Raw genomic sequence first — 24,465 nt, forward strand, 5'->3', positions numbered from 1 at the left:
CAGGCGAAAGCTATGAACCAGAGCACATTTAGAATAGATTGATTATCAATAGTCTTGTTTACAATTGCTTAATATTCAGGTAAAGATGACATAATGACAATGGGGTAGTTTTGTTCAAAAAACTACTCACCATGAACAACTATTACCTTTTCAACAGGAAAGCAGCTTTGGCTGTTTTTTTAAGCGGTGCCATGGCGCTGAATGCATGTACGGATCACAATCAGGAGCCGGATAATACTGCAAAATTAGTTGACAGATCTGTCAATCCATCACTTCTTAAAGCACTTCCAGGGTTTGAAGATCTGAAGATCACAACCTTGATCAGTTCAGATGATGTTCTTCCTGAATCTCCTGGTTTTATTTACGGTGCACAGCCAGATGGTGGCGCGTTTGTGAAAAACCCAAATGGCGAAGGATTCATCATGATCAATAATCATGAAATCCATCAGTCAGTTTCACGGGTATTTCTTGATAAGGACATCAAACCTGTGAAAGGGGAGTATATTGTTGACTATGAAGGCGGGCAGTGGCGTTTGTGCTCTGCAACTTTGGCTACACCACAGGAACACGGATTTGGCCCCTTGTTTTTGACGGCTGGAGAGAGTGGTGCAGAGTCTATGACGCATGCAATCGACATTTTTGCTCCTGCGGATAAAAAGAACAAGTCAAGAACAGTAAGTGCTTTCGGAAAATGGAGTGCAGAAAATGCCGTTCCGCTTCCGAAGGATGCATTTCCTGGCAAAACAGTGATCATCATCGGAGAAGATGATACGAATGGACAGTTGGTAGCCTATGTCACTGAAACGGTAGGAGATTTGTTGACAGGTAAATTATATGCACTTCGTCGTGCGGGTAATAATCCAAGTCCGGTTGAAACGGATATGACAAAAGGAAATGTTTACGATGTTGAATTTGTACCTTTTGATGATGTAAAAACAAGCACAGGTGCTCAATTGCAGGCACAGACGGTTGCAAAGAAAATGATCCAGTTTGCCCGCGTTGAAGATATCGATTACCGTAAGGGAGGCAATGGAGTTGGCAGAGAAATCTATTTCACAGCAACAGGTGTAAGTGAAGCGGACAAGGTGACGCCGGTTACAGGTAAAAATATGTGGGGACGTGTGTATCAATTGAAATTTGATGCGGCTGATCCATTAAAAGGAAAGTTGCAGATCGTTATGGATGGAGAGGATCGTCCGGGTAATTTTATCGTAAATCCTGACAATATTTGTGTGACGAAAGACTACGTTTATGTGCAGGAAGACGGTGATTCATTCTACAAAATGAATGATCACGACGGTACGATCTGGCAATACAATATCGTGACGAAGGAAAGCAAAGCGATGCTGCAAATGAATCACCGCCGTTCGGATCCTACTTTCAATGCGAAATATAACTCTGTAAATAACAATTCATTAAGTACCTGGGAGTACGGTGCAATGATCGACATTTCTGATGTCGTGGGAATTCCCGAAACATTCATGATCAATCTCCACCCGCACACCTGGCAGGATAATAAATATCTGAGCGCGGACGGAAGTGGACTTTCTTCAAACAAAGAAGGCGGACAAACAGTGATCGTAAGAGGTATCAAGCAATAATTGTAATTGGAACTGAATGTGTAGAAGGCTTGTAAAGAGCCTTCTACACTTTTTTACATTATATATGAATCGAATATTTTCTCTCGCTTCCATCTTTTTCTTTGCTGCTACTATTTTTTCCTGTCAACCTGAGAAAACTCCGACAGAAAAGGTTTATCAGTTTTTCAAATCTGATGTTGACGAACTGGTGAAGCTGAATGACCATTTTTTAAATTCTGTAAAGGAGAAAAAAGGCAAAACGGCTTTGCAAAAGGAATTTTTGGGGCTGCGGCTACAATTTAAAAAAACGGAGGCATTTGCAGAATATTTTACGCCAACCACCGTAAGACTTGTCAATGGTGCACCACTGGATGAGATTGAAGAAGAGGAAAATGCTGTTTTTGAACCTGGTGGATTACAGGTTATTGAAGAATTAATTTATACCGACGAACGAATTGAAGAAGAAGAACTCGTAAGACAAATTCGTAAAATGCAGATGAATACCAAGCGTATTCTTTCACTCTGGGCGGATATTCAAATAACGGATTCTCACGTGTTTGATGCCCTGCGTCTGGAAATATTTCGCATGATCACGTTAGGTATTTCAGGATTTGATACGCCTGTTTCCGGCAATGCATTGGCCGAAAGTGAAGAAGTTTTGGTTTCTTTTCAAAAATATATCAAAGCATACAAATCGCTTTTGCCTGAGTATGCTTCTTTGTATAATGGCGCTGAATCGGCAATGGTTTTTATCAGAAAAAATAAGGATTTTAATAAATTTGATCGCGCGGCATTTATTGTTGATTATATAAATCCATTGACGAAATCTCTGAAAAAAAATCAGGATCTGGCTTCCATTCCTTTTATAAATGACAGAAGATTGTTGCGGTCCGATGTTGCAACTTTATTTGATGCCAAAGCTTTTGATGCAGATGCACTTTTGTCCAATACTGATTTTAATTCCACAACAGACAGGGTTGCCCTCGGGGAAAAGCTTTTCTACGATGGCCGGATTTCAGGAAATGGAAAAACGAACTGTGGCAGTTGTCACCAACCTGCTCTTGCTTACACGGATGGTCTTAAAACAAGTCAGGGTATACAAAAATCGATAACCCGAAATGCTCCGACGATTACATATGCAGCGTTGCAACAGTCATTTTTTTATGATTTGCGATCGCCGTCCCTGGAAGATCAGGCGGTAGATGTGATTCATAATAAAGATGAAATGCATGGTTCGCTAAAATCAGTCTCCAGGCTCGTCGGATCTGATGAGGATTATCAGCGTTTGTTCAAAAAGGCATATCCGGAACTGGATAGTATTCAGCCCGTTTACATTCAGAATGCACTGGCCACATTTGTACGTTCTTTGAGCCCTTTTTCTTCCCCTTTTGACCGATATATGCGCGGAGATAAAAAAGCTTTAACGGATAATCAGGTCGCTGGGTTTAATGTTTTTATGGGAAAGGCGCGTTGCGGAACCTGTCACTTTATGCCGTTATTTAACGGAACAGTCCCTCCGGGTTATCAAAAAACTGAATCCGAGGTATTAGGAATTACGGTGAATGCAGACTGGAAAAATCCCAAACTTGATAATGATAAGGGCAGAGGAATCCACGATCAGTTTCCCCAGTGGAAAAATGCTTTTAAAACCAGTTCTTTAAGAAATATTGCAAAAACGGCGCCGTATATGCACAATGGGGTTTACACCAGTTTGCAGGAAGTTATGGAATTTTATAACGAAGGAGGAGGTGCTGGTCTCGGTCTAGCTGTGCCAAATCAAACGCTTGCTTCGGATAAACTGAATTTGTCGCAGCAGGAAATTGAGCAGGTTATTGATTTCATGGAAGGGTTGACGGATGGGAAATAGTGTTGATACCAGAATTTTGAAAGTTTTTGATTGTAACGTTTAAGGTATGTTATAACGACTTCCCATATAGAATTTCTTCAATTTCAACCTTTAATGCTGGTAAATGTCCAATTACAATACTACAGATAATTTCATCAGAAACGGCATCCTAAGCATGAATAACTCGATTTCTTTTGTCTGCACTTTCCCAGGGTTTGATATATTTATTGATCTCGTTTGAGAACACTGCTCATAGCTTCAGCAATAATTTTAATATTTCGCTCGAAACTCTTTTAGTTGGGAGGTTTTTTTGATATTTGGTAAAGTCTCTGGACTCATGCTCAAAATAACTATTAATTTGTCAGATTGAATTTAAGATATCAAACATTCATACTTTCATCTTCCATAGACAAGCTTTCTTAGGTGACTAAGAGAATTTTGTAAGTATGGGTCCGCAGCGTCACTGATTCTCCAGAACCTCACCCTTTTCCAATTTCAAAAACTTAGTCACGCAGGACGGAATTTCATTTAAATAATGCGAAACGTAGATCAGAGTTCTTTCCTGCGTCTTGCACACTGCGTCAACAACGGATTTGAAATATTCGATGGAAACTGGGTCCAGTCCCTGACAAGGCTCGTCGAGTATCAGCAGAGGAGGATTTTTTACCAACGCTCTCGCTAATAACACAAGACGTTGTTCACCTTTGGAAAGCTGTGAAAAATCCTTTTCGATAAGCGGATGCACATGCAGCAATTCTGCAACTTCGTGCACGCGCTCGATCTGCGTCTCACTTAATTTCTTGAAAAATATTCCTGTTGCATCAAAAAATCCTGAGGCAATAGTCTTGAAAACGGTGGTATTTTTCGGGAAATATAAATGCAGCTCCGGCGACACATGTCCGATTTTTTGTTTAATATCCCAGATCGAAGCCCCGGTACCGCCGCGTTTTTTATCAAATAAATCAAAATCATTCGCAAAACGTTGTGGGTTGTCCGCGGTGATGATACTCAGCAAAGTTGACTTTCCAGAGCCGTTTGCTCCTGACAAAGCCCACTTTTCCCCTTTCCTGATCTTCCAGTTAATGCCTTTCAGGATTTGATCTTCGTTATATTTTACATTAATATTCCTGAGTTCGATCGCGGTGTCAAAATCAACAAAATTGGGTACACCAAAACTTTCCAGTTTTTGAGGATCGGGCTGAGGAAATGCTTCGGCATTTTGACTAACCAGTTCGAAGGAATTAACGGGAGAAAGTTTTTCTATGCTGCCATGATTCATTTCCAGCACATGGGTAATGCAGGGTGGGATCTCAGTAGCTATCGTCGCGATAATGACAGTCACTCCTGAATTAGCCAGTTCGCCTAATGCATTCCGGAGCACCTCGCGTGAATGCACATCCAGGCCGGCGAATGGGTTATCGAGCAATAAAATTTTAGGGTGTTTTAACAATGATTTTGCTAACAGCATTCTACGCGTTTCTCCATTGGAAAGCGTCACAAACGGATGATCGAGCAGGTGCGTAATTGAAAGTAATCCGCTGACTTTTTCAAGCTGCGCGGCATCGACTTTGGAAGGTTCCAGGTGAACAGAATTTTCATTCACAGTACCAACCGGTCTTAATTGATCTGTTAAAATTGCCCGCACACTTGGTGCGCGTTCAGCTTCGTAGGCGTGAAAACGCTGTTGATAATATTCTGCTCCGGCACTTACAATCCTGTTAAAAGAGTAGTCGTTTGGGACAAACTCGATCGCTTCACGGACAGGTACATCAAAACCGTAATGCAACTTGCCTTTCCATACCGGCCATTTTCCTGCTAAGATATCCAGTAAGGTAGTTTTTCCTGAGCCGTTGGGTCCAACAATCGCCCAATGATCGCCGGCGTTAATCTTCCAGGTAATACCGCTTAAAACGGTTGAATCATATTTCCTTACAAAAACATCGTCAAGTGCTATCTGAGTCATATCAATTACGCCAATCAAATTCAAAAAACCGGGAGATCGCCGGTTACATCTTATACGACAAAGATTGTGAAGTTTGATCGGAATCAAAAGGCGAATTCAGGATAAAAAAATACGCCTGAAATTCAATAGCATTGAATTTCAGGCGTGGTGGCAATCAGATTTGCCAGCTATTAGTTTTATTGATGAAGTTCAAGATTAAATTCTTTTATCATCTGACTGATAAAAGATGGCAGGTCATCCGTTTTTCGGCTCGTTATTAAGCCATTATCAGTAACCACATCCTGGTCAACCCATATTGCACCGGCATTTTCCAGATCAATCTTAATGGCAGCATTCGAAGTCATCGTGCGACCGAGAACAACATCAGCATCAATTAAAATCTGCGGTCCATGACAAATTGCTGCGACCGGTTTATGGTTTTTGAAAAATGATCTCACAAACCGAACTGCTTTCGGGTCTGCCCGAAGCGCATCCAGGTTCATAACTCCTCCAGGCAAAACCAGTGCATCATAATAATCTGCTCTGGCATTATCAAGGGGCACATCGACTTTATGGGTTTCGCCCCAATCCACATGGTTCCAACCTTTTACAGAATCTTTATTTGGTGATATAATATGGGTTGTCGCACCATTATGATTCAGTTTCTCACGTGGGCAAGTCATTTCTACCTGCTCAAATCCGTCCGCTACCAAAATAGCAACCTTCATTATATTTGATGTCGAGTCCATACTGTGGATTATTTTGAATTATAACTGGAAATTTTTTAACAAAAATAATAATTACAAAAAATATGCCAACGGGAAAACAAATTCGGGGGAAATAGAAACTCTGGTAATTAGAGGCGAGCAAGCAACATGATTATAACGTGATTTTCTATTGTTAAATTACAAATAATTGATTGAAAAAGAAAGGGTAGGCAGAAATTTTTCTACCTACCCTTTCTTACTGATTTTGCTATTAATTAAATCTCAACGCTTCCGACATTTTCAAAAACTAAATCGCCATCCGCGTTCAACTCCATCATAATCACTGAATCTTTTGCAACCTGCCCACTTAAAATTCCCTTTGAAAGCTCATTAAGGATTTTTCTTTGTAAAACCCTTTTCAATGGCCGGGCGCCAAATGCAGGATCGAAACCATCTTCGCCAAGTTTACTAAGTGCTTCATCCGTTGCATCCAGGGTAACGCCTTGCTCGTGCAGCATTTTCTGAATTCCTTTAAACTGGATATCCACAATTTTCCGGATATTTTTCATTGAAAGTGGTTCAAATAATACAATCTCGTCAATCCGGTTAAGGAACTCAGGACGAACCGAAGCTTTTAGCAAATCAAGAACTTCTTTCTTCGCCTCTTCAACGATCAAAGTATGGTTCCAGCCCTCGTCTTCGGCAAATTTTTCCTGAATGATATGGCTTCCGATATTTGAGGTCATGATGATAATCGTGTTTTTGAAATTTGCAACACGTCCCTTATTATCAGTCAGACGGCCTTCATCTAATACCTGTAAAAGTATGTTCCAGACATCCGGATGCGCTTTTTCGATCTCGTCCAAAAGAATTACGCTATACGGTTTCCGACGAACTGCCTCTGTTAATTGTCCACCTTCGTCATAACCAACATAACCCGGAGGTGCTCCAACCAAACGGCTTACGGCGTGACGTTCCTGATATTCACTCATATCAATCCGGACCATCGAATTTTCGTCGTTGAATAAATATTCCGCCAAGGTCTTTGCGAGCTCAGTCTTACCAACGCCTGTCGGGCCAAGGAACAAGAAACTGCCCAATGGGCGCTTGGAATCCTGCAAGCCTGCACGGCTGCGACGAACGGCATCGGAAACCAATGTGATCGCCTCTTCCTGGCCAGCAACGCGCTGATGCAGATGGCTTTCCAGATTAAGCAGTTTCTCCTTATCGCTTTGAAGCATTTTGCTTACCGGAATGCCTGTCCATTTTGCAACAACCTCGGCAATTTCTTCCGGCGTTACTTCTTCCTGCATCAAACTTTCAGCGTTTTCCGAAGCCTGTAATTCTTCCAGACGTTTGTTCACTTCGGGAATGCGTCCGTACCTGATTTCAGCGACTTTCCCAAAATCTCCCGAACGTTCCGCTTGCTCAGCTTCGAGACGTAATTGTTCCGTTTGTTCTTTCAAAGAACGCACTTCGTTTACTTTACCTTTTTCATTTTCCCAAAGCGCTTTCAAACTGTTCCTTCTTTCGCTTAGGTCCGCAATTTCCTTGTTCAGGACGGTTTCCTTTTCCTTGTTATTTTCCCGCCGGATAGCTTCGCGTTCAATTTCGAGCTGCATAATCTTTCTATTAAGCTCATCCAGTTCTTCCGGAACGCTGTCCATTTCCAGACGAAGTTTTGACGCCGCTTCATCCATCAGGTCGATCGCTTTATCGGGTAAAAAACGGTCACTGATATAACGTGTTGAAAGTTCAACCGCAGCAATCACCGCATCATCCTGAATTCTTACACCGTGGTGCAATTCATATTTTTCTTTAATACCGCGTAAAATACTGATGGCATCAGGAATGGTTGGTTCATCCACCATAACAGCCTGAAAGCGACGTTCCAGGGCCTTATCCTTTTCCATGTATTTTTGATATTCTTTCAAAGTTGTCGCCCCGATTGCATGCAATTCGCCACGTGCAAGTGCTGGTTTTAGCAAATTTGCCGCATCCATCGCGCCTTCTCCGCCGCCGCCGGCACCGATCAATGTGTGAATCTCGTCAATGAACAACACGATTTCACCTTCTGAATCGGTCACTTCTTTGATAACAGCTTTCAGACGTTCTTCGAATTCACCTTTATATTTTGCACCTGCAATCAGCAAACCCATATCAAGGGATGCTATGATTTTGGATTTCAGGTTTTCAGGAACATCGCCCTGAACGATTCGCTGGGCAAGTCCTTCCACAATAGCTGTTTTACCAACTCCGGGTTCTCCTAGGAGAATAGGATTGTTTTTCGTCCGTCGACTTAATATCTGTAAAACCCTCCTGATTTCTTCGTCCCTGCCGATGACAGGATCGATTTTTCCTGCTTTGGCAAGCTCGTTCAGGTTTTTGCTGTACCGTTCCAGAGAACGATATTTTGCTTCTGCATTTTGATCTTTCACGGGATTGTTTTTACCTCTGAGTTCTTTAATGGCATTAATAAGATTTTTTTCTTTAAACCCGACTTCCTTCATCATGGAGGCTGTGGAATCTTTTCCACTCAAAATTCCAAGTAACAGAAGCTCGATACTGATGAATTCGTCTCCAAATTCTTTCAGATAGTTTTGCGCTTTCGCAGTTGCAGCTGCCAGATCATTTCCAAGAAAAGATTGACTGGTTCCGGTAACCTTCGGATAGCTGTCAAGTATTTTTTGCAGACGGTTATTTAAAATGTCTGCGCTTATATTTAATTGATTAAGAATAAACTGCGACGTATTTGGATCTTCCTCCAAAATGGATTTAACAACATGTCCCGTTTCGATGGCCTGCTGCTGGTTGCCCTGAGCCATTTGCGCTGCATGTTGTATAATTTCCTGCGCCTTGATGGTATATTGGTTAAAGTTCATGGCGGTATTTAGTTGATTTTTGATAACATTATATATTCGTCAAACAGTGTGCCCGGATAGTAAATCGGAAATTATGTCGTGTTTCAAAAGATAATATAACGAATATACGTCAAAACGTCAGTTTCCTTCAAGGGGTAGTAAAACCCGTTATGAGCATGTGAATTGTCTTTCGTTTTATTCTTAATTTTAACAAAATATTACCGCTTAAAATTACGGTAAATCCATTTTGATATTAAAGTTAAATGAAAATAGGTCTTTTAGAGTGCGATCATGTTCGCGAGGAATTACTTCCTATCGCGGGCGACTATCGACAAATGTTCCCGGCTTTGTTTGCTTTCGCCGCTCCGGAGTGGGAGTTTGAGTTTTTTGATGTTTGCAATGGTGATTTTCCAGCTTCGGTTAACTCATGCGATGCTTATATCTGCACAGGATCCAAGTTTTCGGTTTACGATGACGAACTCTGGATTCATCAGTTAAAAGCATTTTTGAATGATTTGTATGCTGCAGATAAAACCTTTGTCGGTGTGTGTTTTGGACATCAGATGCTGGGAGAAGCACTTGGAGGAAAGGTTCAGAAATCTGATGTTGGCTGGTGTGTTGGTGTGCATCCTTTCGAAATGCTCGCTTTTGAAAACTGGATGAATCCTCCGTTATCGGACTTTAATCTTTTGATGATGTGCCAGGATCAGGTTCTTGCGCTTCCGCCAGACAGTACGCTATTAGCGCAAACGCCGGATTGTCCGGTTGCTATGTTTAGGGTAGGGAAGAAGATGCTCGGTATTCAGGCCCATCCGGAGTTCCCGAAAAATTACAATAAAGCATTGATGGAATTGCGCGTGCAAAGGATAGGCGAACGTAAAGTTGAATTTGGTATCATGAGTCTGGAACTGCCAACGGCTGAGAAAAGCATCGCGCGATGGATCGTCAATTTTGTTCAGGCAAATAAATAATGACAAAACATTTCTAATTTTTTTTGTTGTCATCCAAGATTATAGGATTTTTACAAAAGAATAAGATAAGAATAATAAGTCAGAAGTTGATTTTAGATTTTGAACCCAAAGCCACATGATGGATAACAGCATAACCACACACCGCCAAATATTGACTTCACTGCAAACAAGGCAGAAAATCCGCCGGATTGCATTTGAAATATATGAACAGAATTTTGAGGAAAAAGAGATTATCCTTGCGGGGATCGTTGGGGAAGGATATGAGTTTGCCAAAGTACTGTCGCAGGAATTAAAATCGATTTCTCCGTTGGATGTTAAACTTATTGAATTGCGATTTGATAAAACGATCAATCAGCAAAGTGAAATTCATTTTGATGATGATACAGTTCAGGTTGAAAATCAGGTTGTTGTCGTGGTTGATGACGTTCTGAATACAGGACGTACGCTGGCTTTTGCGCTAGAACCATTTCTTAAAGTACAGATGAAAAAAGTACAGGTTGCCGTGATTGTCGATCGCGAACATCATAAATTCCCGATATCTGCTGATTACGTCGGATATTCGTTGAGTACCACAATCAGTGAAAGGGTGGAAGTGATTTTAAGCCGCAGTTCTGACGAAGGGGTTTATTTGAAGTAGAAATTAGATTCTAAACATATTATTTGCAGCATACTAAGCACTTGGGCTAAGTATGCTGCATTTTTTTTACTCCACAACATTAAGCTCAACAATCACACTTGTTCTTCTTGCATTTACCGCCGGATTAAAACCGACAGTCATCAGATATTCTCCTGAATAAACCTGCTCCTGATTTAGTGAGGTTTTGGTTTCTGGATACAGATTTAATTCTTTCACTTTGTATTTTTTGGCGGGGTCCAGGCCTTGTAATCTGAACGGGGTGTCTGAACCTGCACCATATCGGTTACTGACCAGATATGAGAAAAGAACCGCCCTGCTCTTATTTTTCGCACTGAACATCAGCGCGGAATATTCATTTTTCTTTGGATCAACCAAGCGGTACAAGTCTCCCTGCCAAACCACATCTTTGATGGAATTGTAAGCGGCAACTGCCTGCTGACTGAATTTTAAATCCTGTTCGTTTAAATGGCTAACCACAATATCATAACCTAGTTTTCCCATCATCGCTACATCTGTGCGGAATTTCAAAGGCTGTTTTCCCCAGTCCGTCACGTGAGCACTCTGCGTGATCGCCGGGAAAAAGTAAGAATATTCCCACTGCATAAAAATTCTTTCCATAGGATCGGTATTATCACTTGGCCAGAATTCGGTGAAATATTTCAACGCCTCATAATCCACACGGCCACCTCCGCCCGAGCAGAGCATCATCGGAATTTTTGGATATTTGGCGCGCATTTTTTCCAATACCTTATATAGTCCTTTTACATAATCCACATAAAGCTGCGATTGTTTCTGCTTGCTTTTTTCAAGATATGCTGAATAGGCGTTGAAAGTGATCGCGTTACAGTCCCATTTGATGTATGCGATATCAGGATTTTCAGTAAATAGTTTGTCAAGAACTCCATAAATAAAGTCCTGTACTTCCGGATTTGAAAGATCCAACGGAAGCTGGTTACGCATATAATGTTCCGGACGCTGCGGTTGTTTTATAACCCAATCCGGATGTTTTTCGTATAGTTCGCTCTTAGGATTGACCATTTCGGGCTCAACCCAAATTCCAAACTTGATCCCGGTTTTTTGCGCTTCTTTTACCAGATAGCCAATCCCGTGAGGAAGTTTCTTGATATTTTCCTGCCAGTCACCCAAGCCGGTTTTATCGTTATTTCGGGGGTATTTGTTAGCAAACCATCCATCGTCCAATAAAAATAAATCAACGCCGAGCTTTTTTCCGTCTTTAAAAAGCTCGGAAAGTTTTTCTTCGTTGAAATCAAAATAAGTAGCTTCCCAATTATTAAGTAAAGTTAATCGTGAGCCTTCACCATCCAGGACTCTGTATTTTCTTGCCCAATTATGCAGATTCCGACTTGCTTCACCTTTTCCATTTTCCGAGAAAGTGTAGATAAAAGACGGCGTTTTAAATTCTTGTTTTGAGGCTAGCGGATATTCGGATGCATATGAATTAATTCCTGCAATAAGGCGTAGGTTATGGTGCGAATCCACTTCAAAATCCATACGGAAATTTCCCGACCAGGCCAGTGTCCCTAATAAAACTTTCCCTTCGGTTTCTGTCGCTGGTTTGTCAAATGATAAAGAAAAGCTTGGTGGCTGGAAAAGGTTGGCACGTGTTCCCAATTTTGAGTCGAGCACGCGAATTCCCGCTGTCAACAGTTCTTCTTCCGGGTTCATTTCTTTTGCCCAGCTTCCATTGTAATGGGTTAAATAATAATCTTTTGCAACAAAATACAGGTTTGCAGAAGCATATTTTTGCATCAGAACAGGATTTTTCTCCTGGCTTTTGATAACGGTCCATTGTTCCACAACGTTTTCAGCTATATAAATTTTGTAGAAAAGTGTAACCTCAACAGGATAAACCGGATCTCTCAAAATAATGCTTGTAAGACTCACATTGTTGTCTTGCTTCGTAGTCGAATGGCTTACATAAATAAGGTCCAGCGACTTATTTCCATCGCTGTGTGTCAATTGCAATGCAGGTTCAGAGACGCTCCAAGTTCCTGAGGGCGTATAGGCCGAATTGTAGATCCCGGCATTACTATCGCGCTGGCGGCTTTGGGAAGGGATGGATTTGTACTCAGCGGGCTGACTTAATTTCTTTCCGAAATAAGTTATTCCAAGATGATTTTCGCTATCGGTTTGTAGTACCAACGCATTCTGGCTTGTTTCTATCGGAATAACAACGGGCGAATTTTGAGCGAAGGATCCGATTCCCATAGCAGAAAAAAGTAGGGAGTAGAAAATTTTTTTATGCACAATAATTAAAATTATAGATAAAAACTGATGAAAAGATAAAAGGATCAATAACCGCTTTTTTACCTTGCGTTATTGATCCTTTCAACAAATACTTAATGCGAAGTTAGCTGTAAACCCGTCTTAGTTTGACATTTTCAACCGGGCGAATAATAAGCGGTACTTTTTCAATTTTAACAGAACTACTGTCCAGACCAAACCATTTATCTTCCGGTGTGGTAAAATCTTTGACGAAAAAATACGCTTTCATAATCATTTGCTCGAAAAAAGGCAGATCATTTTCGAAAGAAAGGAAGCGTTCAAGTACTACGAAACGGAAATCACCCGTCACATTCTGGCGGCTTAATGATTCGTAACGACTGGTAATATCAACTTCTTTATTCATTACCATATCTTCAACCACTTTCCGGAAAAAGAGGTTAATGCGCTGTTCCACGCGGAATCCAAGTTTGAAATTTACTTTGATCACCGTTTCATCGTCGTCAATGGTATTCACTTTGTATTCCATTGTGTACGGATCATCGGTAGTATCGACGTGTATAAACCAGTAAATATCAGCGCGTTTTGGCCGTTTCTGGAAGATCGAATAAATTACCTTTGTCTCGATCTCAGAAACACGTGAAGCGTTGGTCATAAAAACCAGATGTGTTGTGTATTTGGGAATACTGATATCCCTGCTCAACTCGCGCAATGCCGGCAGATATGATGCCAGTTTTGTATACTCTGTCAAACGTAATTTGATGTAAAAAGCTCTTAACCAAACGGTCATTAACCCTGCGACCAAAACCCCGATCATAATCGTAAACCAGCCACCGTGGGTAAATTTCAAAAGATTGGCGCCAAGGAAAAGTCCTTCTATTGACAAATACAGAAGCATGAATCCTATAACAATCCATAGATTTACTCTTTTCAGATAAAGGTAATAAGAGAAAAGAATTGTTGTCATGATCATGGTCAGCGTTATCGCCAAACCATAGGCAGCTTCCATGTGTGAGGATTCTTTGAAATAGAATACCACCACCATACAGCCAAGCCATAACAGCCAGTTTACGCTTGGGACATACAGTTGGCCCTTTTGATCACTTGGATAAACCAACCTTACTTTTGGCCAGAAATTCAAACGGATCGCTTCTGAAATTAGAGTAAAAGATCCTGATATTAACGCCTGGCTCGCAATAATGGCGGCCGATGTCGCGATGGTAATTCCTGGTAAAAGCCACCAGTCGGGCATTACCTCATAAAATGGTTTACGATCCTGAAGCATATTGCCGATTTCAGAAAGTAACCAGGCACCTTGTCCAAAATAATTGAGCACAAGACAGATTTTTACAAAAATCCAGCTTATACGAATATTTGCACGTCCACAATGACCAAGGTCGGTATAAAGTGCTTCTGCTCCCGTGGTACAAAGAAAAACGGCTCCCAGCATCCAGAATCCACCTGGATGTTTGGTTAGCAGTTCGTATCCATACATTGGATTTAGTGCTTTAAAAATTTCAGGATGCTCCAAAATCTGGTATAAACCCAAAACCCCGAGCATAGAAAACCAGGTTATCATTATCGGGCCAAAAGCGCGGCCAACGATTTTTGTGCCGAAAGCCTGGATCAGGAAAATCAGTGTCAGGATCGCTATAACGATCGGGATTGTCTGGATATTAGGATAAAGTATCCGAAGGCCTTCAACAGCTGACGAAACTGAAATGGGTGGAGTAATAATACCATCCGCCAGCAACGTACTTCCGCCAATAATGGCAGGAACTGTGAGCCAGCGTGCGTGTTTTCTCACCAAAGCATAAAGTGCAAATATTCCACCTTCACCGCGGTTATCAGCTCTCAGGATTAATATTACATATTTTACCGTCGTTTGCAGTGTGAGTGTCCATACGATACAGGAGAGTGCGCCGTAGATAATTTCCTCGGTAATAACCTCTTTTCCGATGATGGCCTGCATTACATAAAGCGGCGATGTACCTATGTCTCCATAAATAATTCCGAACGCAATAAGAATACCGGCAGCAGAGATTTTGTCAAAATTGTGTTTGGATTCCATTCATTTCTTTTCTTAAAATCGACGAAAGTTAGGAAACCGCAGGCAAAGTAGATACTTGTCTACTGAAAATTTAATTTATGAGCAGGTGTCTGAACTTAAAAAAGTGTTCTGATTAATAGATAACCATTTAATAATATGATGATTAAGGTTACAAACCAGCTAATAACGGTGACTGCTTTTGAATTGGCAAATTTTCCCATAATGGATTTGTTTGCTGTAAAAAGCACTAATGGAACAACCGCAAAACTCAGTTGAAGCGACAAAATAACCTGGCTGAAAACCAGTAATTCAGCAGTGCCTTTTTCTCCATATAGTGATGCTACGATCAAAGCCGGAACGATGGCAATACCACGGGTAATCAGTCTGCGCAGCCATGGTTTAAGGCGGATATTAAGAAAGCCTTCCATAACAATTTGTCCGGCAAGCGTTCCGGTGAGGGTAGAACTTTGTCCGGAAGCGAGCAGCGCCAGAGCAAAAAATACCCCAGCAAGACTGACGCCAAGAACCGGATCAAGCAAATGGTAAGCGTCGGTGATATCAGCAACTTCGCGGTGTCCATTGTGATGGAATGCTGCGGCAGCAAGAATCAATATAGATCCGTTGATAAAAAAGGCAAGTCCAAGTGAAACGGTTGAATCAATTGTGGCAAATTTTATTGCGCTTCTTTTGCCCTCGTCGTCCCGTTTGAAATTACGGGTCTGCACAATGCTGGAATGAAGATACAGGTTGTGAGGCATAACAGTCGCTCCAAGGATACCAATCGCAATGTATAACATGCCTGGATTGGTGACGATTTCCATCTTTGGCAACAATCCACCTACAATGCCTGAAACCGAAGGTTGGGAAACGATCATTTCGTACATGAAACTTAGTAGAATTATTCCCATTAAAGCCCCCACAATACTTTCAATAATCCGAAAGCCTCGCTTTTGAAAATACAAAACCAATAATACGTCGAGTGCTGTAAATAAAATTCCGACAGGTAGCGGCAATCCGAATAACAGATTTAATGCGATTGCAGATCCGATTACTTCTGCCAGATCTGTTGCGGCAATGGCTATTTCCGACAATATCCATAGTACAAACGAAACCGGCCTGGAATAATAATCACGGCAAGCCTGAGCCAGATCTCTGCCTGACGCAATTCCCAGTTTCAGCGATAAATGCTGCAATAACATCGCAAACAAATTCGAGATCAGGATAACAGAAAGCAGTGTATAACCAAAGCGCGAGCCTCCTTCGATGTCTGTTGCCCAGTTGCCAGGATCAATGTATCCGACAGCCACCATAAGGCCGGGGCCGGTAAAAGCCAGTAATTTTTTCCAGAAGCCGGCGTCTTCTGGCACGTTTATAGAAGAGTGAACCTCCGACAGAGAAGCAAGTTTATCGGTATCGTCCGTTATATTTTTAAGCAAGGAATCTTTCGCTATTAAATTGTCAAACATTTTTTGAATGTCTAAAATAAACAATTTGGTTTATTGAAAACAAAGATATGAAAAACTTTAAATAATTTTTAGATTAATCTAAATTTTTTTAAATACGATTTGTAAATTGTACTTTTGCTGACATATCGAGGTTTTGGAATAAATTGATGATGCAGAACTCCTTCACAGAAGAAAATTATTTAAAGATTATTCATGCTCTTTCGGGGCGTGAAGGGCTAGAAGTGAGTACAAATGCTTTGGCAGAAAGTACTTCCACGCGCGCTGCATCTGTTACTGATATGTTGCGGAAGCTAGCAGAGAAAGGATTGATACATTATAAAAAGTATCAGGGGGTGCGGTTGACGGAAGCCGGGGAGAAAGTTGCGATCAATGTGATACGAAAACACAGATTGTGGGAAGTTTTCCTGGTTGAAAAACTGGGTTTTGGCTGGGATGAGGTGCACGATATTGCTGAAGAACTTGAACATATCCCTTCCGATCATCTTGTAGAGCGCCTGGATGCATTTTTGGGACATCCGCGTTTTGATCCGCATGGAGACCCGATTCCGGACGCCAAAGGAAATTTAACTGAGCCGGATTATCTGGTTTTGACAGATGTTCAAATTGGTGAAAAAGTAAGAATGATGGGTGTTCTGGATCATGCTCCATCATTTTTACAGCATCTGGACAGAGCGGGAATCACGCTCGGTTCGGTGATAGAAATAAGAGAAATTAACGAATATGATAAGTCTGCATCTGTACAGATTAATGAAAACCATACGTTGTTTATAAGTCTTGAGGTTTCCAAAAATTTATTAGTACAACGCCGATGAGACTTGCCAAGCCATGAGATTGAAAATATTGGATCGTTACCTGATCAAGAATTTCCTGATTACCTATTTTTTCGTCGCCTTTGTGATCGTGCTGATCATTTGTATGATCGACTATACAGAAAAGGTTGACGACTTTCTCGAAAAAAAGGCGCCGATCAACGAGGTGCTCGTTGACTATTATCTCAATCTTATTCCCTACTGGATTAATTATATCAGTCCGCTGATGGTATTTATCGCGACAGTTTTCTTCACATCAAGAATTGCCGCAAGAACTGAAATTGTAGCGATGTTGAGCAGCGGGATAAGTTTTGGCAGGATATTGCTTCCATACCTTGTCGGCGCGACGATTCTCGGTGGTGTTACTTTTCTTCAGGTGGGCTGGATTTTGCCGAAGGCGAATAAAATCAGGAATACTTTTGAAAAAACGTATGTCAAAAATGAATTTACTTTCAGCGGACGAAATGTGCATATCACGATCGCACCGGACGTTTACGCTTACCTTGAAAGCTATAACAACGCTACAAAAACAGGGAATAAATTCACAATGGAAACCATAAAGGGTAATCAGCTTACTCAGAAACTTTCTGCGGACAAAATCGTCTGGCAGCCGAAAAAGCAGAAATGGACTTTGCAGAATATCCAAGTGAGGACAATCGACAGTTTAAGTGAAAAGTTAAGTTATCCGAAAGATATTGACACAACGATCAATTTGTTCCCAAAGGATTTTGAAAGTAATTATAATTTATACGAAACCTTCACACTTCCTGAGCTGAACGCTTATATCGACCTCTTGAAAAGCAGAGGAGCGGACGGTCTTGAAGTTTATCTGATCGAGAAGTATGTGCGTTTTACTCAGCCATTTGCCATTTTAATCCTGACGTCGATCGGGGTGATTGTTTCTGCGCGAAAAAGCAGACGCGGAGTCGGCTGGCAGATTGCCCTTGGTTTTATGCTGGCATTTATTTATATCCTGTTTTTCCTGCTGTCAAAAGGAGTGGCAGAAGCAGGGACGGTCAGTACGCTGTTTGCGGTATGGCTTCCGAACATGGTTTTTTCTTTTATTGGGCTATTGCTTTACAAGACATTACCACGCTGACGTGTTCCGCATAGTAAATTTTAGCCGGGAAAAGACAGAAAGAATGCTCAAAAATGGCCGGAAACTATTTAATTAACATATTACGACTATTTTTGTCGCGTCAACAAAACACTTAACATGAATCCATCTCGTCTGCTTTTAGTAGTACCATGTTACAATGAGGAAGCGATTTTGAATCTTACCTACTCAACGCTTAAAACCTATTATGCTGGTATTAAAGAACGGGGACTTATTGCTGCGAATAGCAAAATCTGTTTTGTAAATGATGGTAGCCGGGATAAGACCTGGGACATTATTGAAGATTTGTGCCAGCAGGACGATACGATTATTGGAGTAAAACTTTCAAGAAATTTTGGTCATCAGAGTGCAATTATGGCCGGTCTTGAAAAGCATATAGATAATTTTGATTGCTTCATTACAATCGACGCTGATTTACAGGATGATATCAATGCGATAACTTCCATGATCGAAAAACACCGTGAAGGTGCAATGGTTGTGTACGGCGTTCGGGGAGACCGAAGTTCTGATAGCTGGTTCAAGCGTTTTTCGGCTGAAGGTTTTTATGTATTGATGCAGAAAATGGGGGTTCCGGTTGTCTTTAATCATGCCGACTTTCGCCTGATGGATCGCCGCGTACTTCAGGAGCTTGGTAATTTTAAGGAGATCAATATGTTTCTCCGCGGGATTGTGCCGCTGGTCGGTTTCCGGAACGACAAGGTCGTGTATAACCGTCTGGAACGGGTAGCCGGGGAGACAAAATATCCACTGAGTAAGATGCTGCTTTTTGCTTGGAATGGAATTACTTCCTTTTCAACGTTCCCAATGCGATTGGTGCTTTATTTTGGCTTTTTCAATTTTATGGTCGCGATGGTGATTGTGGCCTACATATTTTTTTCATTTTTAATCGGACATACTGTTCCGGGTTGGACGTCGACGATGCTTCCTCTCACTTTTTTCAGCGGCTCCAACATGATGGCGCTGGGGTTGATAGGAGAGTATATCGGTAAAATTTACGAAGAGGTAAAAGGCCGTCCACGTTACATTATTGAAAAAACAGTTAATGAATAGATTTTACAAGAAATACCGCACCGTTGGCAATTCTATAAACATGCTGCTTCTGTTAAGCGTGCTTTTGCCTTTGCTGGCGCTTTCCTATTTCAACCATCCTTCGCCCGCCGACGATTACTGTTACATCGATACAGTTTTTAAATACAGCTGGCTGGAAGCTATGAATTTTTACTATTCAGGATGGACGGGACGTTATTTCGGAATTTTTTTAAATCATTCCAATCCGCTTTTATTTCATTCCATCATTGGATTTAAAGTCTTGCCGGTTATTTTATTTGCCGGATTGATTTTCGCTTTATACAATTTATTCAGGCATCTCACGCCTACGCTGTCCCGGGCAGCTCATCTGGGTTTTGCCGGGATCGTCTTCTTTCTTTACATTTTGAAAATGGCGAGTATCGTGGAAGGTTTTTACTGGATGGCCTCATTCGTAACCTACACGGTTCCAAATATTTTCACGCTCTTATGGGTTTCGGTCGTTCTGGACTGGTACCGTCAGGATACGAAAAAAATGCTGCTGGCTGTACTGGCCAACTTTTTCATTTTTGCCGTTATCGGATGCAGCGAAACTAATCTGTTGATCATGATCGTATTGCTCGCTGCATTATGGTTTTATCGCCTCGTATTTCATCAAAAGACAGACGGTCTGATGATCAGTATGCTGATCGTGGCTGGTATATCGTGTTATTTCTTTTTTATGGCTCCTGGCAATCAGGCACGCCTGGATGGAAATCCCCTAAGCCGGAATTTTAGTTTTTCTCTCATTTCGTCTTTCAAATATCTGGCTGTATCAAGTTTCAGCTGGATTTTTAAAACGCCATTGTTGATTTTTTCTTTGGCGTGGCTTATTGTACTGTCCAAAATATCTGTCGGTGCCAGGAAATATTTTTCGATGCCGGTCTGGTTTGCCGTTTTGCTTTATATCGGTGTTTTATCTGCCCAGATTTTTCCATCGTATTATGGTATCGGAATAGATCCGTCGTCGAGGGCGGTAAATTGTGTTTATCTGTTTTTTCTGATCGGATGGTTCTATGTCGTTGGTGTAATTTTCCACTATTGCAATAGAAAGTATTCTGGTCAGTTTCCTCTGTCATTCTTACGTTATGGCGTTTTGTATTCTTTGCTGGTCGTTTCTATCGCGTTTTCATTCTTTAGGAGCACAAATGTAAAAATGATTTACAGCGATTTATTCAAAGGCAGAGCAGCAGCTTTCAGTAAGGAGACGGAAGAGCGTTATGCATTGATAAAAAGTTCGAAAGACGCCGTTGTATATTTGCCGCCAATCAAGACAAGGCCGCTGTCACTTTATTTTGATGATATTCAGGAAAATAAACAGTTTTTGTGGAACAAGTGTATGGCGGGTTATTTTGGTAAAGAGGCTATAATTATGGTTGATAAACATGAATAACAGTCTCGATAAAGAAATTCCGCTTCCTGTCCGGTATCTTCTCGGTTTGCTTCCGCTGGGCGTAATCGTGATTTTTTACTACCTCTGCGCGAAATACAGTATCAATATTCCGTGGTTTGATGATATTGAGAATATTCCTTATTTCCTGGTCAACTGGATTGAAGCACCATCGCTGATTGAAAAATGGCAGACCATCATTTTTCCGAATAACGAACACCGCGTTCTTGCCGCACGTCTGATTGTTTTAGGACAATACCTCATTACCAACAAACTGAATTTCAGGGATCTGGCATTTTGTGGAAATCTGAGTGTACTCGTTTTATTTGGATTTATCACATACACTTACCTCCGCCAGGGTGGTAAATGGTTTCTGGCTGTCCCGATCGCTTTTTTTATATTCAACTTTCAATCCTACGCAGGTACTTTCATGACGATCATGTCATTGCAGTATCAGATGGTGATTTTGTTGTCCGTAGCAAGTTTATATTTTCTTGCAAAAAAAAGAGCCTGGCCATTTTTTCTGGCCATTTTTCTGGCTTACATCGATACCTTTAGTATGGGAAACGGCATGATGGTATGGCCTTCCGGATTAGTACTCTTATTATTCCAGGCGCGCTGGCGGGATTCCGTTTTGTGGATCTTTTCAGGTGCAATCGCTATTTATCTATACTTCCATGGATTTGATTTTGTCCAGGGAAATGACAAAGCTTTTGACTACATTTTACAATATCCTTTCCGAACATTCATTGCATTTTTCACAATGCTCGGTGGAGATTTTGATGTTATTGCCAATGCGGCTTTTGCAAAAAGAATGATTATTCCAACACTTGCAGGCTTCGGTTTATTTTTTGTTTTCATAATCTGGCTGATCGGAATATTGTCCACTTCTCCGTTTTGGGGCAGCTGGATACCTGAAAGTCTGGCAAAGCGATTCCATCATTTGCCGAAAGTTCAAAACGATAATAATCGCTGGAATGCTTTCTGGCTTGGGACATTGGTTTATGTTTTGATCAGTATGATGCTCGTTGTTGTTTTCCGGACCCGTTTCGATCCGCATATTATTCTGTGGAGCACCTATAAAATGTATCCTGCTGTAATGACGTCGGTAATATATATTTTGGTTATCCAATCATTCAACAGAAGGAATAAACTCAGCATTTTCGGTGCAACTTTGTTTGTTTCGATCCTGGTATGGGCTTCGACCCTGATTAATTATATCCCCATTGTTGAGGAAACTTCGATAGCCAGAACCGCTTTTGCTTTTAATCAAAAACGAAATGGAATCGGATTGGGAGCGACAAAAAACAACCCTTTCGAAACCATGCTGGCGACGACTTTATTGAAAGTGGATAAAATGAGAATATATTCTTTGCCGAAGCCGCTGATTCATTTGGATGAGGATAAATTAACACTCAGAGATTCTTCGGCAGTTTTAACAAAGGTTACAGTAAACGAATTGTCACCTGATGTTTTAAGTATAACGCAGGAAATGCCAACTAACCCTGGGGAAAGAAATTATGCGATTCTGGAATCAAAAGATAACCTATATCTCTTCTCTTTTCCGTTGAACAACTCTGGTGCTATCGGTCCGAAAGGAACAATCCGCTCCGGAGCGTATGAAGTCGGCGTTTGGAATGTATCAAAAAATGGTACCCGGATTTTTAAAACCGACCAGAAAGTAATTATTCAATAACACTATGCGCGTTCGTTACTGATGCTTTTTAATTCGATACAATTTCTTGTCTTTTTTATTGTCGTTACGCTGGCTTATTTCAGCTTGTCCTGGCGTGGACGATGGATTCTTTTGCTTGCAGCAAGTTGTTATTTTTACATGGTTTTCAAACCGGTCTTCATCCTGATCCTGTTTGGAACAATTGTCATCGATTATTACGCCGGAATCTGGATCGCACAAACACAGGACCAAAAGAGGAAAAAGCTTTTACTGATCATCAGTTTGATATCCAATATTGGTATACTTTGTTTTTTTAAATACTACAATTTCCTTGAAGATTCTGTCAATCATGTCGTTCAAAGTATAGGCCTCAGGCCAATAGTTCCGAACCTGGAAAGAGTGATTCCTCAGTCCGTCTTAGTCTGGATGGTTGATAACGCGAATCATGTATTATTGCCGATTGGGTTATCTTTTCACACCTTTCAGGCCATGAGTTATACCATTGAAGTGTATCGCGGCAATCAGAAACCCGAACGTCATTTCGGGATTTACGCGCTGTATGTGATGTTTTATCCCCAGCTGGTCGCTGGGCCGATTGAGCGTCCGCAGAATATGCTGTTTCAATTCCATTCCTATTTCAAGTATGATTTTGAACTGGTAAAGTCCGGATTGATGCAGATGGCTTTCGGTTTTTTCAAGAAAATTGTCATTGCCGACCGTCTCTCGCAGGTTGTGGATCATGCCTACCTGACGCCTTCTGATCAAAACGGACTGACTTTGGCTACTGCGATGGTCTTTTATTCTTTCCAGATCTATTGCGATTTCTCGGGTTATTCTGACATTGCTATCGGAGCAGCCAGGGTGATGGGTTTCACGTTGATGGATAATTTTCGGTCACCTTATGAATCGAAATCTGTGGCAGAATTCTGGGGGCGGTGGCATATTTCGTTATCGACCTGGTTTCGGGATTATCTGTATATTCCATTAGGAGGAAACCGCCACGGAGAACTTAAAAAGTATCGAAATCAATTCATTGTCTTTCTCGTCAGCGGATTATGGCATGGAGCATTTTGGCAATTTGTAGTATGGGGAGGACTTCACGGGACTTATCAGGTAACAGCTGCCTTGCGCGATAAATGGATGAAAAACGCAGGGATTTCCATTCCAAATAATGCAATAATAAGAGTATTCAATGTGTTGATCACTTTCAGCCTAGTGACACTCGCCTGGGTGTTTTTCAGGAATAATATTACCAAGTCAGTCACAATTTTAAAAAAAATAACGACTGTCTCACTGAGTGATAAAATCAATACACCCTTCAACCATGTTGAAATGTGGTTTTGTGCATTTTTGATCTTGTTTTTATTGATAAAGGAACACTATTACCAAAATATCCCTACAAAAAACACAACGGCGTTTTTTGTTCTTTTTGTCACGCTTTCATTCGCGACTTACTTCCTGGGCGTGTTTATCACAAATCAGTTTATCTATTTCCAGTTTTGATTTCCGGAAACATCTGTCAGAAATTCAAAGTTTTTTTGAGGGGTGGATTCTTGTATTTATTAATTTCTGCCAACCTGACAGAAAAATCTGCGAGTATTATTTTTTAGACCAGGTTTTATCAAATCAACCATAAAGTCGCCCTGCGACAGATTTATATATGTACGAAGTTACAGCTGACAACCGATTAAGAAGATTGATCATTGTAGGAGACCGTGTTTTGATTAAGCCAAAAAGTCCTACTGACCGTACGAACAGCGGGTTATATCTGCCGCCAACAGTCACCGAAAAAGAACAGGTACAAAGTGGTTATGTGATCAAAGTTGGCCCCGGATACCCAATCCCTTCTGCCTCAGAAGACGAGCCATGGAAAGAAACAGAAGAAAAGTTGAAATATATGCCTTTGCAGGCCAAGGAAGGGGATATCGCCATATACCTTCAGCGCAATGCAATCGACCTGGAATATGATGGAGAAAAATATGTGATCGTTCCGCAGGGTTCAATTTTGATGCTGGACCGCTCCGAAGATTTGTTTGAATAATAATTTCCGTCTGCTGAAATAAACCTTAAATTTAAGGACGATTATAGTATTCATTCAAAAACAA

At 41.1% G+C, this 24,465-nt stretch carries 17 protein-coding genes; 11 read left to right on the forward strand and 6 right to left on the reverse strand.

Annotation, left to right across the window (positions count from 1 at the left end):
• The first annotated feature begins 131 nt into the window (after positions 1-131).
• Positions 132-1,601 (forward strand): PhoX family protein, encoded by a 1,470-nt coding sequence (locus BMY70_RS24690; protein WP_090339552.1) that lies wholly within the window; start codon positions 132-134, stop codon positions 1,599-1,601.
• Between the two features lie 64 nt (positions 1,602-1,665).
• Positions 1,666-3,447 (forward strand): cytochrome-c peroxidase, encoded by a 1,782-nt coding sequence (locus BMY70_RS24695; RefSeq protein ID WP_177197131.1) that lies wholly within the window; start codon positions 1,666-1,668, stop codon positions 3,445-3,447.
• Between the two features lie 439 nt (positions 3,448-3,886).
• Here BMY70_RS24695 and BMY70_RS24700 read toward each other — a convergent pair whose 3' ends face one another.
• The 3 genes from BMY70_RS24700 to clpB form a co-directional block, all read right to left on the reverse strand.
• On the reverse strand, positions 3,887-5,389 hold the full coding sequence (locus BMY70_RS24700; RefSeq protein WP_090339557.1) for an ATP-binding cassette domain-containing protein: 1,503 nt from the start codon (positions 5,387-5,389) through the stop codon (positions 3,887-3,889).
• 176 nt (positions 5,390-5,565) lie between these two features.
• Positions 5,566-6,117, reverse strand: a complete 552-nt coding sequence (locus BMY70_RS24705) for a type 1 glutamine amidotransferase domain-containing protein (RefSeq protein WP_090339559.1) — start codon at positions 6,115-6,117, stop codon at positions 5,566-5,568.
• Between the two features lie 233 nt (positions 6,118-6,350).
• Complete coding sequence (gene clpB, locus BMY70_RS24710; protein WP_090339562.1) at positions 6,351-8,957, reverse strand: ATP-dependent chaperone ClpB; 2,607 nt, start codon at positions 8,955-8,957, stop codon at positions 6,351-6,353.
• Positions 8,958-9,199: 242 nt separating this feature from the next.
• On the opposite strand from clpB, the gene BMY70_RS24715 reads away from it, so the two are divergent.
• Both BMY70_RS24715 and BMY70_RS24720 read left to right on the forward strand, forming a co-directional pair.
• Positions 9,200-9,907 carry a glutamine amidotransferase-related protein gene (locus tag BMY70_RS24715; RefSeq protein WP_090339565.1) on the forward strand — a complete coding sequence of 236 codons (708 nt, stop codon included), beginning with the start codon at positions 9,200-9,202 and terminating at the stop codon, positions 9,905-9,907.
• Between the two features lie 115 nt (positions 9,908-10,022).
• Complete coding sequence (locus BMY70_RS24720; RefSeq protein ID WP_090339568.1) at positions 10,023-10,544, forward strand: phosphoribosyltransferase family protein; 522 nt, start codon at positions 10,023-10,025, stop codon at positions 10,542-10,544.
• A gap of 66 nt (positions 10,545-10,610) precedes the next feature.
• On the opposite strand, the gene BMY70_RS24725 is transcribed toward BMY70_RS24720, so the two are convergent.
• From BMY70_RS24725 to BMY70_RS24735, 3 genes are all read right to left on the reverse strand, one after another.
• Positions 10,611-12,773: an alpha-galactosidase gene (locus tag BMY70_RS24725; RefSeq protein WP_090339570.1), complete on the reverse strand. Its 2,163-nt coding sequence runs from the start codon at positions 12,771-12,773 to the stop codon at positions 10,611-10,613.
• 142 nt (positions 12,774-12,915) lie between these two features.
• Positions 12,916-14,859 (reverse strand): KUP/HAK/KT family potassium transporter, encoded by a 1,944-nt coding sequence (locus tag BMY70_RS24730; protein WP_090339574.1) that lies wholly within the window; start codon positions 14,857-14,859, stop codon positions 12,916-12,918.
• A gap of 95 nt (positions 14,860-14,954) precedes the next feature.
• Positions 14,955-16,304, reverse strand: coding sequence for an Nramp family divalent metal transporter (locus BMY70_RS24735; protein WP_090339577.1), 1,350 nt, complete (start codon positions 16,302-16,304; stop codon positions 14,955-14,957).
• Between the two features lie 149 nt (positions 16,305-16,453).
• Between BMY70_RS24735 and BMY70_RS24740 the strand changes: the two genes are divergently transcribed.
• From BMY70_RS24740 to BMY70_RS24770, 7 genes are all read left to right on the forward strand, one after another.
• Complete coding sequence (locus BMY70_RS24740) at positions 16,454-17,116, forward strand: metal-dependent transcriptional regulator (protein WP_090339848.1); 663 nt, start codon at positions 16,454-16,456, stop codon at positions 17,114-17,116.
• A gap of 19 nt (positions 17,117-17,135) precedes the next feature.
• Positions 17,136-18,212 carry an LptF/LptG family permease gene (locus BMY70_RS24745; RefSeq protein WP_090339851.1) on the forward strand — a complete coding sequence of 359 codons (1,077 nt, stop codon included), beginning with the start codon at positions 17,136-17,138 and terminating at the stop codon, positions 18,210-18,212.
• Between the two features lie 117 nt (positions 18,213-18,329).
• Positions 18,330-19,280, forward strand: a complete 951-nt coding sequence (locus BMY70_RS24750; protein WP_090339580.1) for a glycosyltransferase family 2 protein — start codon at positions 18,330-18,332, stop codon at positions 19,278-19,280.
• Entirely contained in the window at positions 19,273-20,688 is a 1,416-nt protein-coding gene (locus BMY70_RS24755; protein ID WP_090339583.1) for a DUF6056 family protein, read from the forward strand. Before BMY70_RS24750 ends, BMY70_RS24755 begins: the two co-directional genes overlap by 8 nt.
• A complete protein-coding gene (locus tag BMY70_RS24760) occupies positions 20,681-22,381 on the forward strand; it encodes a hypothetical protein (RefSeq protein WP_090339586.1) in 1,701 nt (566 codons plus the stop codon). Before BMY70_RS24755 ends, BMY70_RS24760 begins: the two co-directional genes overlap by 8 nt.
• Before the next feature lie 21 nt (positions 22,382-22,402).
• The gene (locus BMY70_RS24765; protein ID WP_090339589.1) at positions 22,403-23,863 is read left to right on the forward strand and encodes an MBOAT family O-acyltransferase; all 1,461 of its coding nucleotides are present in this window, start codon (positions 22,403-22,405) and stop codon (positions 23,861-23,863) included.
• A gap of 157 nt (positions 23,864-24,020) precedes the next feature.
• Entirely contained in the window at positions 24,021-24,401 is a 381-nt protein-coding gene (locus BMY70_RS24770) for a co-chaperone GroES (protein WP_090339592.1), read from the forward strand.
• The last annotated feature ends 64 nt before the right edge of the window (positions 24,402-24,465 follow it).

It is taken from the genome of Dyadobacter koreensis (assembly GCF_900108855.1).
Classification (GTDB): Bacteria; Bacteroidota; Bacteroidia; order Cytophagales; family Spirosomataceae; genus Dyadobacter; species Dyadobacter koreensis.